16 protein-coding genes and 1 pseudogene are annotated in these 14,424 nt (G+C 55.2%); 6 read left to right on the forward strand and 11 right to left on the reverse strand.

What is annotated here, in order from left to right; all coding sequences use genetic code 11:
- The first annotated feature begins 65 nt into the window (after positions 1-65).
- Both BN874_RS14985 and BN874_RS14990 read left to right on the forward strand, forming a co-directional pair.
- The gene (locus BN874_RS14985; protein WP_034434970.1) at positions 66-1,556 is read left to right on the forward strand and encodes an aminotransferase class V-fold PLP-dependent enzyme; all 1,491 of its coding nucleotides are present in this window, start codon (positions 66-68) and stop codon (positions 1,554-1,556) included.
- 186 nt (positions 1,557-1,742) lie between these two features.
- Positions 1,743-2,660 carry a 5-bromo-4-chloroindolyl phosphate hydrolysis family protein gene (locus tag BN874_RS14990; RefSeq protein WP_034434972.1) on the forward strand — a complete coding sequence of 306 codons (918 nt, stop codon included), beginning with the start codon at positions 1,743-1,745 and terminating at the stop codon, positions 2,658-2,660.
- Between the two features lie 17 nt (positions 2,661-2,677).
- Here BN874_RS14990 and BN874_RS14995 read toward each other — a convergent pair whose 3' ends face one another.
- The 7 genes from BN874_RS14995 to BN874_RS15020 all read right to left on the reverse strand — a co-directional run bounded on the left by BN874_RS14995 (position 2,678) and on the right by BN874_RS15020 (position 7,444).
- Positions 2,678-3,550, reverse strand: a complete 873-nt coding sequence (locus BN874_RS14995) for an alpha/beta hydrolase (protein ID WP_051497897.1) — start codon at positions 3,548-3,550, stop codon at positions 2,678-2,680.
- A gap of 8 nt (positions 3,551-3,558) precedes the next feature.
- Positions 3,559-4,398 (reverse strand): ModD protein, encoded by an 840-nt coding sequence (modD, locus tag BN874_RS15000; RefSeq protein WP_034434975.1) that lies wholly within the window; start codon positions 4,396-4,398, stop codon positions 3,559-3,561.
- 116 nt (positions 4,399-4,514) lie between these two features.
- Positions 4,515-4,685, reverse strand: coding sequence for a hypothetical protein (locus tag BN874_RS25175; protein ID WP_195912206.1), 171 nt, complete (start codon positions 4,683-4,685; stop codon positions 4,515-4,517).
- Positions 4,686-4,779: 94 nt separating this feature from the next.
- Positions 4,780-5,208 carry a group II truncated hemoglobin gene (locus BN874_RS15005; protein WP_034434977.1) on the reverse strand — a complete coding sequence of 143 codons (429 nt, stop codon included), beginning with the start codon at positions 5,206-5,208 and terminating at the stop codon, positions 4,780-4,782.
- 58 nt (positions 5,209-5,266) lie between these two features.
- Entirely contained in the window at positions 5,267-5,743 is a 477-nt protein-coding gene (locus tag BN874_RS15010) for a Uma2 family endonuclease (RefSeq protein ID WP_034434979.1), read from the reverse strand.
- 20 nt (positions 5,744-5,763) lie between these two features.
- Positions 5,764-6,150 carry a lactoylglutathione lyase gene (gloA, locus tag BN874_RS15015; protein WP_034434981.1) on the reverse strand — a complete coding sequence of 129 codons (387 nt, stop codon included), beginning with the start codon at positions 6,148-6,150 and terminating at the stop codon, positions 5,764-5,766.
- 76 nt (positions 6,151-6,226) lie between these two features.
- Positions 6,227-7,444: an argininosuccinate synthase gene (locus BN874_RS15020; protein WP_034434983.1), complete on the reverse strand. Its 1,218-nt coding sequence runs from the start codon at positions 7,442-7,444 to the stop codon at positions 6,227-6,229.
- A 161-nt stretch (positions 7,445-7,605) separates the two neighbouring features.
- Between BN874_RS15020 and pyrC the strand changes: the two genes are divergently transcribed.
- Both pyrC and BN874_RS15030 read left to right on the forward strand, forming a co-directional pair.
- Positions 7,606-8,652 (forward strand): dihydroorotase, encoded by a 1,047-nt coding sequence (gene pyrC / locus BN874_RS15025; protein WP_034434985.1) that lies wholly within the window; start codon positions 7,606-7,608, stop codon positions 8,650-8,652.
- Between the two features lie 123 nt (positions 8,653-8,775).
- The gene (locus BN874_RS15030; protein WP_034435018.1) at positions 8,776-9,165 is read left to right on the forward strand and encodes a phasin family protein; all 390 of its coding nucleotides are present in this window, start codon (positions 8,776-8,778) and stop codon (positions 9,163-9,165) included.
- 225 nt (positions 9,166-9,390) lie between these two features.
- Here the strand turns inward: BN874_RS15030 and BN874_RS15035 are convergent, their stop codons facing one another.
- From BN874_RS15035 to BN874_RS22770, 4 genes are all read right to left on the reverse strand, one after another.
- Positions 9,391-9,861: a hypothetical protein gene (locus BN874_RS15035; protein WP_034434987.1), complete on the reverse strand. Its 471-nt coding sequence runs from the start codon at positions 9,859-9,861 to the stop codon at positions 9,391-9,393.
- Between the two features lie 253 nt (positions 9,862-10,114).
- Positions 10,115-10,456 (reverse strand): Grx4 family monothiol glutaredoxin, encoded by a 342-nt coding sequence (grxD, locus tag BN874_RS15040; protein WP_034434990.1) that lies wholly within the window; start codon positions 10,454-10,456, stop codon positions 10,115-10,117.
- A 42-nt stretch (positions 10,457-10,498) separates the two neighbouring features.
- Positions 10,499-12,295 (reverse strand): N-acetylglutaminylglutamine amidotransferase, encoded by a 1,797-nt coding sequence (locus BN874_RS15045; protein WP_034434992.1) that lies wholly within the window; start codon positions 12,293-12,295, stop codon positions 10,499-10,501.
- Positions 12,296-12,335: 40 nt separating this feature from the next.
- A complete protein-coding gene (locus tag BN874_RS22770) occupies positions 12,336-12,698 on the reverse strand; it encodes a BON domain-containing protein (RefSeq protein ID WP_051497898.1) in 363 nt (120 codons plus the stop codon).
- A gap of 262 nt (positions 12,699-12,960) precedes the next feature.
- Here BN874_RS22770 and BN874_RS15055 point away from each other — a divergent pair, with 262 nt between their 5' ends.
- Entirely contained in the window at positions 12,961-13,539 is a 579-nt protein-coding gene (locus BN874_RS15055; protein WP_034434994.1) for a superoxide dismutase, read from the forward strand.
- Positions 13,540-13,805: 266 nt separating this feature from the next.
- Positions 13,806-14,330 (forward strand): annotated as a pseudogene (locus tag BN874_RS15060) (DUF3782 domain-containing protein).
- The last annotated feature ends 94 nt before the right edge of the window (positions 14,331-14,424 follow it).

Consider the following 14,424-nt stretch of genomic DNA (forward strand, 5'->3'; position numbering starts at 1 on the left):
GATACTGGCCTTATTTTCAAAGTCAAACCACTGCATCGCAAAAACACGCACTCCCCTACACAGCTATGTCACATCCAGAATGGCTCGAAAATCTCCACCTTGATTTTATCGGCCTCGACACCCGCTACTGGCTGGCTGACGGTCGAGAGACGCGCCGTCATTACCTCGATTCCGCCGCTTCGACGCTGGCGCTACGCAGCGCCCACCACGTCGCCGGCGAGTTGTTGCACCATTACGCCAACACCCATAGCCAAGCGCATTTTTCCGCCCGGATTGCCAACCACGCCTACGCCTGGGCGCATGAGCAAGTGCTGCAATTCATCCAGGCTGACTCGGATCGTTACGCCGCGTTCTTCGCCGGCAGCGGCTGCACTGCCCCGCTCAACCGGCTGGCGCGGACGCTGGCAGCGCGGCGACCGGAGCGGGATGTGGTGCTGGCATCGCTGCTGGAGCATCACGCTAACGACCTGCCCCACCGCAAACACGCTGGAACCGTCATCCATATTCCGCTTACGGGCATCGCGCCGACTTTGGGCGCAGTAGACCTGGCGGCGCTGGAACGGCTGCTGGAACAGCATCGCGGGCGGGTCAACTATGTCGCGATCTCAGCGGCCAGCAATGTGACCGGCATTTGTAATCCGGTCCATGAGATCGCCGCGCTGGCTCACGCCGTTGACGCTTGGATCGTGATCGACGCCTCGCAACATCTCGCTCATGCACCGCTGGCTATGAGCGACACGGGTGCGGCAGAGCGGGAACTGGACGCGGTGGTGTTCTCCGGTCACAAGCTGTACGCGCCGGGATCGCCGGGCGTAGCAGTGGTCCGGCGCGCGTTGCTGGACGGGTGCGAACCGGACGAAGTCGGCGGCGGCATGGTGGAGGACGTGCATCTCGGCGATTACCGAATCACCGCGCAATTCCCGGATCGGGAAGAAGCCGGCACCCCCAACATCATCGGCGCCGTGCAATTGGGTGCCGTGCTGAACGTCCTGCAACGAGTCGGGATGGAGCGGATTCATACTGCCGAACAGCAGCGGTTGCGGCAATTACTGGCCGGACTGGCGGCGATTCCGGGGCTGCGGGTCTACGGCGATCCCGACCTTGACCGCACGCCGCGCCTCGGCACGGTCGCCTTCAATCTGGACGGGCTGGACCATGGTCTGGTCGCTGCTGTACTGAACGACTATCACAACGTCGCCGTCCGCAATGGCTGCTTTTGCGCCCATCCTTATGTGCGCGAGTTGCTGAAGCCGGAACTGTGGGCGCTGGATCTTGATCCCGACGCCGAGGATGCCGCTACCCTGATCCAGCGCCGGCAAGGCATGGTGCGGGCCAGCCTCGGTCTGTACACCACCGATGAAGATATTGCAGCGCTGCTGGGCGGCATCCGCGATCTGCGGGCGCAGCCGGAGTATTACCGGGCACAGTATGACGCGGATAGCGAGGGCAACGTCCACCACCGCGAGTTCGCCACGCCTACAGAAACCCTGTTCGACCCCGCAGCGGCGCTCGACCGGGCGCTGGCGCAGCTAAGTGCAAGCAGTGGCATGTTATAGTTAACAATGTTCACTGTTACCCAGCGAGTTCGCCGCCATGCCCGATTTTCTGCGTAAATTCATTGGCCTGCTATTGATCGTTGCCGCTGTTGGCGTCGCCTCCTGTCAAGCGCTCATGGTGTCATGCTCGTCCAGCGCGACCGCCGTTTCTTCTTCACTCTTGCGCTGACTCCAGGAATCGCCTGTATGGGCCGTCTTCTGCTGCTGGCCGGTGTTGTTCTAATCCTGCTCACCGCCTTGATCCTGCTGATTAAACGGGTAACTCGCTCCATGGCCGAACGCTTCCAGCAAACCCCCAGCCCCTTCCCGTCCCTCAAGGGCATGTTAATGTTCCTGTTGCCACTGCCAGTATTGATCGCCGCCATCGTCTCACTGGGGCGCGGCAGCCTGGACGGTTTAATCGGTAACGCCGCCGGTTACGGGCTATTTCTGGCCGGCGCGCTGCTGCTGCGGCACGGTCTGCAGTCCGAAGTGGAGTATGACCGCCGCCGAGTGGCGCGCACGCCCTGGCCGTTCAAAACCCTGGGCGGCACGGTGATTGCGCTGGCCACCAGTGTCACTGCCTGGCTTGGCGCTGATCATCACCCCGCAATTGCGGTCGCTTTCGGGTTAGCCGCGCTGCTTGGTTGCTACCTGAGCTACGGCTTTGATCCGCGCACCGCCAAACGCTTTACCGACAGCGAAGGGGTGGACACCACCGACCGAGTGTTGGAAGCTCTGGCGCAGGCCGAACGCGGTATCGCCGCTATCGAGCAGGCAACCCGCAACATCCGCAATGCCGAACTCAATGGCCGGTTACGACGCATCGCCGCGTTGGCCCGACAGATTTTGACCCTGGTGGAAGAGGATCCGCGTGATCTGCGGCGCGCCCGCAAATTTCTGAATGTCTATCTGGACGGCGCCAAGCAGGTGACGGAGGGCTACGCCAAGACCCACGGGCGGGTTTCCGCACCCGAACTGGAAGACAATTTCCGCCGGGTGCTGATCACGATTGAGGAAGTTTTTACGGAACAGCAGCAAAAACTGCTGGAAAGCGATGTCAACGACCTCGATGTACAAATCGAAGTGCTGACCACGCAATTAAAGCGGGAAGGCGTTGTTTAGCGGCTGTTCCTTGCGAATCAGCCGGTGGTTTGGCTACGTGCGTCGGGCTGCAAAAGGAAAGACAAGGGGATATCCGCCCGTGCGCGCCAAGCCCGTTCGGAATGTTCGGCTCCATCAAACGCACGGGTGAGCCAATCCCGACCCGCTGTATAACCCGCTGTTTGCAACCATGTGTCCATTCGTTGCTGATAGGGTTCATAGTCTGCATCTAATGTTGCAGTGCCATAATCGAAATACAGTCGGTGCTGGCCCGCTTTCGGCAAAGCCGCGCCGAAATAATCCACCATCGCCTCTTGTCCAATGGTCCAGTGTGTTGACAAGCACCCTGCTCCGCCAAAAATATCGGGATATTCGGTTAGAGCATAAAGCGAAATTAATCCGCCCATGCTCGATCCCATGATAAAAGTGTTTGCCCGATCCGCTAAGGTGCGATGCGTCTTATCAATAAAGGGTTTTAGTCCGGTAGTGATGAATTTGAGATAATAATCTGATAAGGGCGCGCCCCCAGCATCCTGGCTAAATCGGGTCAGCAGTCTTCGCCCCGGTGACATAATGAGCGGCTTACAGGGCATATATTCTTGCAAGCGGCGGGGACTGTTCCAGATACCAACAATGATTGCACCGGGGAATTGATGCGCATGGATCAAGCGCATCATAGCTTCATCCATACCCCAATCCACTCCGATATAAGAGGAATCTGGATCGAAAAGATTTTGCCCATCATGCATATAAATAACCGGATAACGTGCTGTAAGCGCTGTCTCATAGTCAGGCGGTCGCCAAATGTCCACATGACGAGGAAGAACATAATGTGAGGCAAAATCAGCGTAGCGCCTCACCACTCCAGTTTCACCGGAAAGCGGAATCGTAATGACTGTCGAAGCGGACATTGATGATTTTACCGCGCTGAAATGACGACTTTGATATCAGAAGGCGGCGCAAAATAAGGAGCCGATGTGACCAGGATGTGTGCACCAGCGCGGGCGTAGTCGGCAGCATTAGCCGGATTCACTCCGCCAGCAGCGGCTACTTTGGCATGAGGCGTCACCTCAGCCATTCGGGCCACAAGAGTAGCCACCACATCAGGCGAGAATTTCTCCAATTGCACCACATCCGCTCCAGCTTGAGCAGCCAGCAGTGCTTGGTCTGAGCTATTGATCTCAATCACGATCTTACGCTCAGGGCAGACGCATTTTAATCGCGCCAACGCTGAAGCCAGGCTTTCACCAGTCAGAAAGACGCAATGTTCCGGGAATACCAATACGGTCTCGGATAAGCCAAGGCGGTGTGGCACCGCGCCTGCCACCATGATGGCTTTCAGCGAAATTGCTTTAGCGCCGGGAAAGGTTTTTCGAGTACAAGCCACCACAACCTTTGGATTGACAGCACGCGCCGTCTGAACAATATCGGCGGCCACGGTGGCAATGCCTGAGGCGTACTCCATCAGTGTCTGTGCGACTTTCCAGCCCGCCAACAGGGCGGCAGCAGGCCCATCGGCCACCAGCAACCGGGTACCTGCTTCGACCTTGGCGCCACTTGGGCAGACCTCATTCACTGTGCAACCCACGCGCACCAGCAGGCGAGCGGCTTCCTCAGATGCCGCTACCACCAGGGTTTCGCGGGCCTGGAACGTCATGCGCCCTGGCCGCTCACCGATACCCAAGGCGTGGGTGGTCAGGTCGCCAAAGGGGACATCCTCAACCAGCCAGCGGTCGATCTCGGCATCAGGAATCAACATCAACAAGTGATTACCTCCCCTGCAATCACAGCGAACTGCCCGGATAGAGCAAAACGAAATCGGGAACAGGTTGATTGATTCCGCCCAATTCCAGATCCCGCTTCACGTCATCCATACTATTCCGGCTGAGTGGGTGTTTCCATAGTTTCCGCTGCTTCCATGTCTTCAGTAGCTTGCTCAGGTGGGACACTGCTTTTATCTACCTTCTTCTGTCGTTTCTCTTCCTGTTTTTTTTTCTTCGCAAGGTCCTTTTGGCGTTTCTCATACTGATAGTTAGGCTTAGCCAAGGTATTATCCTTATGGGTTGTGTGGTGACGGGTGAACAGGAGAACTACAAGTAGCCCCTTGATAACGGCTTATGGCATTCCAATCAATCTTTTACTATTGCTCTCGATTTCTGCTACGTTCCGCAGGCACATAGAGTTGTTCCATCAGGTAGTTCTTGAATTCGGCTGGGTATGACTGTCTGTTTAGCGCTTTCTGCATACATAGCAACCAGGCATCGCGTTCACTCGGTCCAATTTCTAAATGACTATGTACCTGCGGTATTCTAATTTGACCATATTTTTCTGCAAAAAGTTTTGGGCCACCCAACCAGCCGCATAAAAACAGGGTCAGCTTATCCCTTGAAATCGTCAAGTTTTGCGGATGCATGTTTCTGATTTTTGCAGCTTCGGGAAGCTGCTCCATGGCATCATAAAAATCATCAACCAGCTTTCTAATACCGGCTTCGCCACCTGCTGCTTGGTAGGACGCATCCTCAATCCCGTATTCAGGCTTATCTTTGCTTTGTGAGTCTGAGTTTTCCAATACTCCTAACTCCTGATGAAAGTGTTTACTATAACAAATGGTGATTAGAAAATTGTTATCAAAATTCAATTTTTCTCGGGAAGTTTGGAAAAAAATTTGAATCCTCCAATAGTCCTTGATAGGAATAAACTACGAGCAACCCATTCTCATCACATATCCAAACTTCTTTTGCGCCCTTGGATAAATAGAGTGTGGTTTTTTCCTGCATTTCCTGAGTTGAATTTGATGGTGAAATAATTTCTACACAGATTTCAGGAGCTTCCAAATAAGGAGTATCAAACCCATATTTTCTAAAAAAATCGATTGAAGCCCATGCAACATCGGCAACCTTTACCCCTTTGGGAGTATCAATAGAACACTCCGTAATAATCTTTCCAGGTTTACGATGTTCTCTTAAAAAACCCACTATTTCAGCTTGTAACATTCCATGCTTATTGCTCGCTGGACTCAAGACAATCTTTCCCCATTCGTTCATTTCAATCTTGAATGGAATATCCTGCAACGTCGGCTCTTGTAAAACATCTGACCAGTTCATCAATCATTTCACCACGCCAATCACCCTTTTCTGCCAATCAATTCAATTGGATAACCATCAGGGTCTTCGATAAAGGAGATAATCGTAGTCCCCGCATTCATCGGCCCTGCTTCACGCAGCACTTTACCACCACGTCCCCTGGCTTCCGCTGTAGCCTGATAGACATCTTCTACCTCAACGGCGATATGTCCATATCCAGTTCCTATTTCGTAGTGATCCACCCCCCAATTATAAGTCAACTCAATAACAGTGTGATCGGATTCATCACCATACCCCAGGAATGCCAAGGTAAATTTGCCACTAGGATATTCCCGTTGCCGTAACAATTTCATCCCCAATATTTCAGTATAAAATTGAATCGAACGATCCAGATTACCTACTCTTAGCATGGTGTGGAGAATACGCATTTGATTGACCCTTCAAATAGAATTATAGATAAAAACCGGCGTATCCTAACTCAAGCTACGCCGGATTCTCTGAAAATTACTGCCGTCCTTTCATTGCCGCGATCCGCATCCTCAATGCATTGAGCTTAATAAAACCGCCCGCGTCTTTCTGGTCATATGCGCCGGCATCATCCTCAAAAGTGGCGATGTTCATATCAAACAGGCTGTCATCCGATTTGCGGCCCACGACAATGACGTTGCCTTTATACAATTTCACTCGCACCGTACCATTGACATGAACTTGCGAGGCATCAATCAGAGTTTGCAGCAGTTTCCGTTCTGGACTCCACCAATAACCGTTATAAACCAGGCTTGCGTAGCGTGGAATCAATTCATCCTTGAGGTGTGCGACTTCTCGATCCAGCGTCAGCGATTCCATAGCCCGATGCGCCTTAAGCATAATCGTTCCACCCGGAGTTTCATAACAACCCCGTGATTTCATCCCGACATAACGATTTTCCACTAAATCCAGCCGCCCAATGCCATGCTCACCGCCCAGCTTATTAAGCTGGGTCAACACCTCTGCCGGACTCAGCGCCTCACCGTCAATTGCTACAATGTCGCCATGCCGATAACTCAATTCCAGATATCCGGGCTTATCCGGGGCTGTTTCCGGCGACACCGTCCAGCGCCACATTTCTTCCTCCGGCTCATTCCATGGGTCTTCCAACACGCCGCCTTCATAGGAAATATGCAGCAGATTGGCGTCCATCGAGTACGGCGATTTGGTGCCGCGTTTCATTTCGACGGGAATGCCATGTTGTTCGGCATAAGACAGCATCTTCTCCCGTGACAATAAATCCCATTGCCGCCACGGTGCAATGATCTTGATGTCCGGTTTTAGCGCATAGGCGCCCAATTCAAAGCGAACTTGATCATTACCTTTACCCGTAGCGCCGTGCGAGACCGCATCGGCATGGGTCGCTACCGCGATTTCGATCTGGCGCTTGGCAATTAACGGGCGGGCGATGGAGGTGCCCAGCAGGTATTCACCCTCGTAAATCGCATTGGCCCGGAACATCGGGAAAACGAAGTCGCGCACGAACTCTTCACGCAAATCCTCGATGAAGATATTATCCGGCTTGATACCCGCCATCAGCGCCTTCTGCCGCGCCGGCTCCAGCTCTTCGCCTTGGCCCAGGTCAGCGGTAAAAGTCACCACTTCGCACTGATACACATCCTGTAACCACTTCAGGATCACTGAAGTATCCAGCCCGCCTGAATAGGCCAGCACGACTCTGTTGATGTCGGACATAATGCTCCTCAATAAAATGTCAGTCAGTTCAACCATGCGGCTCGACCCAGACCCCGGCCCGAACCGCCGCAACGTGTTAGCTTAAGACTTTACTCCCGTGCGTCAAGGCGCGCCGGGCTGATAATCCGCCGCCGCAGCGCCATCAACACTCATCGGAAGCCATGATGGACACCCTTCACTTTACCCGCCCCGACGACTGGCACCTGCATCTTCGCGACGGGGCAGCCCTGCGTACAGTCGTCCCGCACAGCGCTCGCCAGTTTGCCCGCGCCGTCATCATGCCCAACTTGCGCCCGCCGGTCACCACCACTGAGCAGGCGTTAGCCTACCGGGAATGGATTCTGGACGCAGTGCCGCCAGGGTCGAACTTCCAGCCGTTGATGACGCTATACCTGACCGACCATACCTTGCCTGCTGAAATCGCTCGCGCCAAAACATCCGGCCATATCATTGCTGGCAAGCTCTATCCCGCTGGCGCAACCACCCATTCCGATTCCGGCGTAACCGCTATTGGCAAACTCTATCCAGTGTTGGCGGCGATGCAGGCGCACGATTTGCCGCTGCTGATTCACGGTGAGGTCACCGACCCGGAGGTAGACATTTTTGACCGTGAGGCGGTATTTATCGAACAGGTATTGATACCGCTGATCCGCGATTTTCCGGCGCTGAGAATCGTGTTGGAACATATTACGACGCAAGATGCAGCAGATTTTGTGCGAGCTGCGCCGACCACGGTCGCGGCGACGATCACCGCTCATCACCTGCTTTATAGCCGAAACGCCATTTTTCAGGGCGGGATTCGTCCACATTATTACTGTCTGCCCATTCTTAAGCGTGCGAGCCATCGGCAGGCACTGATTCAGGCCGCCATCAGCGGCAACCCCAAATTCTTCCTCGGCACCGATAGCGCCCCACACCCACGCCACGGCAAGGAAACCGCCTGTGGTTGCGCCGGCTGCTACACCGCTCACGCTGCGCTGGAACTGTACGCCGAAGCCTTCGATGCTGCTGGAGCGCTGGATAAATTGGAGGGATTCGCCAGCTTTTACGGCGCGGATTTCTACCGCCTGCCGCGCAACTGCGATGCCGTTACCCTGCTTCGCCAGCCCACGCCTATTCCGGCTACGTTCCCGTTTGGCGCCGATGAATTGATCCCGCTGTGCGCCGGGGAAACTATCGGCTGGCGACTGGTCAACAGGAGAACTTAAATCGTAGGTAGTGTGCGTACTCTAATTTTGGTTGCTAGAGTGTGTCTCAACAAAGGTTGAAACCCGCCGGTAATCAATAAAGACTGGCTTAACGATCAGTATCTTGTATCGAGGAGAGTCATCATGACGAACACTGCACTGCAAAACATTCTGGAAGCCCCTCTGTCCACCAACATCCGTGAATCGGCGAATCGTATTTGGTTGGCGGGATTAGGCGCCTTCGCCAAAACCCAAGAAGAAGGCGAGAAATTATTCCAAACGCTGGTGAAAGAAGGTGAAGCTGTCGAGAAGCGCGCCAAGGAAGCTGCTGAAGCACGCTTCGAGGAAGCCAAGGGCAAAGTGGTTGAATTCCGTGGCAAGGCTAACCAGCAGTTCGACCGGCTGGAAGAGCTGTTCCAGGAACGAGTCGCCCAAGTGCTGAACCGGTTGGGGGTACCGACCCAGGATGATATTCAGGAACTGTCCAAGCGGGTTGAGGCGCTGAATGAGAGTATTTTGGCACTGAAGAAATAAGCACCCGTTTCAAACCAGTTTGAATATTTGAATTAAACCCTGCGGCGCGAGCCGTGGGGTTTTTCTTTTGTGGCTTTCGCTTTCTTTCGTTCTGACCAAAAGCTTAAATCCAGTTATCGGTTATTCGTAGTTATTGATCGTTGATGTTTGGTTAAGCTCAAAAAAAACCCGGCAGCAATGCCGGGCAAGCTTCTGTTTTACTGGAGCAGAACACCCATCGTTATTTTAAGATCCAGTTTGCGCCAGAGTGAACTGGCTATCGGACAGCAGAGCGCAGCCATAACCATAGTGGTGTTGCAAATGTTGCCAATCCTCAAAGGAATATTGGCGGGAATCGTCATGCTCCATGGTGGGGGCATCAGTTGCAATTCCGAGCGGGTCCAGCACTACCAGCGTATTACCCGGCGTTGGCAGGTGGCGAGCATCCAATAGGGCAACGGCCTGGCGAGCGTAGATCCCATTAGCTTGCTCGCCAACTCCGATCCGATACAGCCGGAAACCCTTCATTCGCGCCATCCGTGGCAGATAGCGGAGCAGACGGCGGGCTGCGCCACCGCCATCGCTGGTTGGAGTAGCCGTCGTACCCTCCTCTAAGCCGAAATGGGTGTAAACCTGTTCAATTCGATGCAACTCTTTGACTTTATCGGGATCGACGCCCTCGAACTGTTGGGCGATTTCTTGCAAGACACTGGGCATGGTATTTCACCTCTCGCTCGACCATGACATGGGCGATAGCTAAAAATCATCGGAGGAGAATTCATTCGCGCCTCTGGGGCGGATTCAAAGACATTGGGGTTATGATTAAATACATTCCCTAGTGCTTGAATGCTTGTATTGTAGCTTTTATGGATCGTTTGTGGGAAATTGATCGGAATTTTTTTCGCATTGTGCAATTGCACAAAAAAGCCCGGTGGAACCGGGCGAGCAGGATTGGAACAGAAATAATCGTTCAGGTGGGCTGATGATCGCCAGACTTGGCGACCGCGTCTTCCATCAGCTTTTGCAGATCACCGTTCTGATGGAGTTCCAAGGTGATGTCGCAACCCCCAATCAATTCACCGCCCACATAAATCTGTGGAAAAGTGGGCCAGTCGGCATAGCGGGGCAGACTCTCGAAAATTTCCGGATCGTCCAGCACGTTGACATAGGCAAAGGGCAGACCCGTGGCAGCCAGCGCTTGGGAGGCCCGCTGCGAAAAGCCGCAACGTGGCATCTCCGGAGTGCCTTTCATGTAAATCACCACCGGATTGTTTTCAACCTGTTCTTTGATACGTTCCAGAATGTCTTCCATTGCATCACCTCGGCAGAAGATAGATTGGCGAAATGGGGTCTACTACCAGGGATTGACCCGCGTGGCTGGGTCTACGTTCAATTGCAGCCACAGTTCCAGCAGCGCCGCATGCCACAGCTTACTGCCCAGCAGCCGGGTTAGATGCGCTTCCGGTTCAGCCAGCAGAGTATCCAGATAGGCGCGCTGGAACAGGCCGCGTTCTCGGCAGGCGCGGGAGTTCACAATGTCGCGCATAAAATCCAGAAACGGCCCGCGCACGAATTTGAGCGCCGGCACCGGAAAATAGCCTTTGGGCCGATCAATCACCGCGTCGGGTAGCAAACCACGGGCGATCTTCTTCAACACGTATTTGCCATCGCCGCCAATTTTCAAGGTGGGCGGCAACTGCATCGCCAATTCGACTAACTCGTGATCCAGGAACGGCACCCGCGCTTCCAATCCCCAAGCCATGGTCATGTTGTCTACCCGCTTGACCGGATCGTCAACAATCAGGGTGGTCACATCCAGCCGTAGCACTTGGTCCAGATACTCCTCAGCGTCCGGTAGAGCCAGCCGTTCCGCAATCAGTTCGCCGGTGTAATCGGGACCGTGCCAAGCCGGTGCGACGGTTTCCAGAAACTCCGCATGATCGCGGTCGAAATAATGGCGGCGGAATCGTTCCAGATCACTGCCGGTATCCGCCGCCATACGCGGATACCAGAAATAGCCGCCGAACACTTCGTCAGCGCCTTGGCCGCTCTGCACCACTTTAACCGCCTGGGAAACCCGCTCGGACAACAGGAAGAACGCCACCGCATCCTGGCCGACCATCGGCTCAGCCATGCAGGTGACGGCTTCCGGCAGGCGCTTGAGCACGTCGTCATTGGGAATCAGATATTTATGGTGACGAGTCTGATAGCGGGCCGCCACCGGATCGGAGTATTCAAATTCGCTGCCTTTCTCTTCCGGCTGATCCTCGAAGCCGACCGAAAAGGTCCGCAGATCGCGAACCCCGGATTCAGCCAGCAAGGCTACCAGCAGGCTGGAATCCAGCCCGCCGGACAGCAGGACGCCAACTGGCACATCGGCGACATCCAGCCGCCGCCGCACCGCCAGCCGCAGTGCGGCATGAACCGCTTCAGTCCATTCCGCCTCGGTTCGCGGCATCGCTGGGCGCATTGCCCGCAGGTTCCAATAGACCCGGCTGCGCTCGTTGCCACTGGCGTCCAGCGTCAACGTCGTAGCGGGCGCCAGCTTGCGGATACCTTGTAGAATGGTGCGCGGCGCGGGAATGACCGCATGCAGGGTCAATTGATGATGCAGGGCGACCGGATCGAGAGTGGTGTCTACGTCAGGTGCTTCCAACAGCGCCTGACTGTTGGAAGCGAAGCGGAAGGCGTGCGGAGTGCGGCTGTAATACAGCGGCTTGATACCCAGTCGGTCGCGGGCCAGAAACAGGGTACGTTCGCGCAAATTCCAGATGGCGAAGGCGAACATGCCCATCAGATGTTCGACGCAGTGTTCGCCCCATTCGGCATACGCTTTGAGAATAACCTCGGTGTCACCGCCGGAAAAGAAAGAATGGCCCTTGGTGAGTAAATCCTGTCGCAGTTCCCGATAGTTGTAGATGGCGCCATTGAATACCAGCGCCAGTCCCAGATCGGGATCGACCATCGGCTGGTTGGAACGGTCGCTGAGGTCAATGACCGACAGTCGGCGATGACCGAACAGCAGCGGCCCATCCGACCAAGTACCTTCGTGGTCAGGACCGCGCCGCGCCAGGCGCTTGAGCATCCGCCCCATCAGGGCCAAATCGGGTTCGCCGCCGTCGAGGCGCAGTTCGCCACCAATGCCACACATAGCGTTTTACCGTTGCAGAAATTGAAGAGCCGAGCCAGGGCTAAAATTTTAGGGCGGTGGCGACCACCGGTGGGCGTACTCCCGGGGCGCTGCGGGCCACCGAGATCGCCCGATTATAAGTCTGGGCATTGGGCGCGTTGCCGCTCAGGGTGACGACGCCCTTTTCAACCGTCACCGTGATACTGGCGGTAGCAAGCTGCGGGTCTTGCTTGAAGGCGTCTTTGATCGCCGCGGCAATGTCGGAATCACTCACCTTGGCGCCACCGCGCCCGCCGTCGCTAAGGCTGGCCGTGGCCGTTCCGCTGTCGCTATCGCTGCTGGAACCGCCGCCCAGGCTGGCACAGCCGGTGGTGGCTAAAGCGGCCAGGAAAACGGGAATAACGAGATTGCGTGGATTCATCATTAGGGGGAGTCTCTATGGGTGGTTACGAGGTACGCGGAGCGGCCTTGCATCGGGCCGACGCACCGGATCGGCGGCAAGAATATCACACCCGTACTGCCTGAAACCCGCGTTGCATCGGCGGGGCGACGGCGGCTAGACTAGCCCGGCATTCCCGACCGGCCCCGCGCCGCTGGCGAAACTTAATACAGTTACCGGGGTTCCAAGCAAGCGCTCATTGCTTTAACACTGATTCATCATCCACTGATTAAACGGAGAAAGACGCATGGTTCATCAACTCCCCGAATTGCCCTACGCCAAGAACGCGCTGGCACCGTACATCTCGGAAGAGACCTTGGAGTATCACTATGGCAAGCATCATCAAGCCTACGTTACCAATCTGAATAGCCTGATCAAGGGCACCGAATTCGAGCCTCTGTCGCTTGAAGACATCGTACTGAAGTCCTCCGGCGGCATTTTCAACAATGCGGCGCAGGTATGGAATCACACCTTTTATTGGAATTGCCTGAAGCCCAACGGCGGCGGCGAGCCGAGCGGGGCGCTGGCGACGGCGATCAACCAGAAATTCGGTTCGTTCGCGGCGTTTAAGGAGGAATTCGCCAAGTGTGCGGTCGGCACCTTCGGTTCCGGCTGGGGCTGGCTGGTCAAGAATGCGGAGGGTTCGGTGGAACTGCTGAGTACCTCCAACGCCGGTACTCCGGCGACCGCCGGTAAAAAGGCGCTGCTGACCTGTGATGTTTGGGAACACGCTTACTACATTGATTATCGCAACCTGCGCCCCAAGTACGTTGAGGCGTTTTGGAACCTGGTCAACTGGGATTTCGCGGCTCAGCAATACGCCTGAACTGGCAAAATCGCCACCGGACGCTAGACCAGCAGCAGTTCCCGCTGTCTTGATTTATAAGGATTTTTCGTCTAATCGGGGTTACATTTCGAAAAAATATCCTTAAAAATCATGGTAACAAAAATAAGAGAGCGGGAACTGCTGCTGAACCGCAGGCTGTCTCTGGCGGTAGGCAGCGCCGACTAAACCGCGAAAACTCGGAAGATTCGAGGTGTAAAATTTCCTGGCAAATCCCCTCAAGGCATTTTTCACGGAAGCGCATGGCGATGGCAACGACATTGGATGAGGTGTGGGCCTTGTTCCGCGAAACGGATCGCAAGTTTCAGGACACTGACCGCAAGCTTCAGGAAAGCCGCGCAGAGACTGACCGCGAGATCAATGAACTCGCCCGCGAGGCCAAGGAAGCCAGCCGCCGCGTAGACCTCCAGATCGAAAAGCTGGGTCAAAAAGTGGATCAGGTCAGCGACAACCTGGACAAACTCGGCGGTAAATGGGGCCACTTTGTCGAAAATCGAATGGAAATTGACGTGCTGGTGGTCAACGCCGGTCATGTCGTCGCGGTAGAGGTCAAGAGCAGCCTGAGCGTCGCCGATGTCAAGGAGTTCATGGTCAATCTGGCTTAGTTCCACCGATTCTTCCCGGAATACGCCGACAAGCCGTTGTACGGGGCGGTAGCGGGGATGGCGATTGAAGAAGCGTCAGATCGCTTCGCCTATCGGCAGGGCCTGTTCATGCTGGTGGGCACTGGGCTTAAGCCACTGGATTTGCCCTTGTGTCGAGTCGTTGGGTGAGTTGTACTGAGGTGATGAAGACGCTGACGATGCTGGTTTTGCCGGCCTGCGGTTCCGGTGACACGGCCGGTCACCCCGGCGAGGTACCGGCCGT

Origin of the sequence: Candidatus Contendobacter odensis Run_B_J11, from assembly GCF_000531125.1 — a bacterium.
Classification (GTDB): domain Bacteria; phylum Pseudomonadota; class Gammaproteobacteria; order Competibacterales; family Competibacteraceae; genus Contendibacter; species Contendibacter odensensis.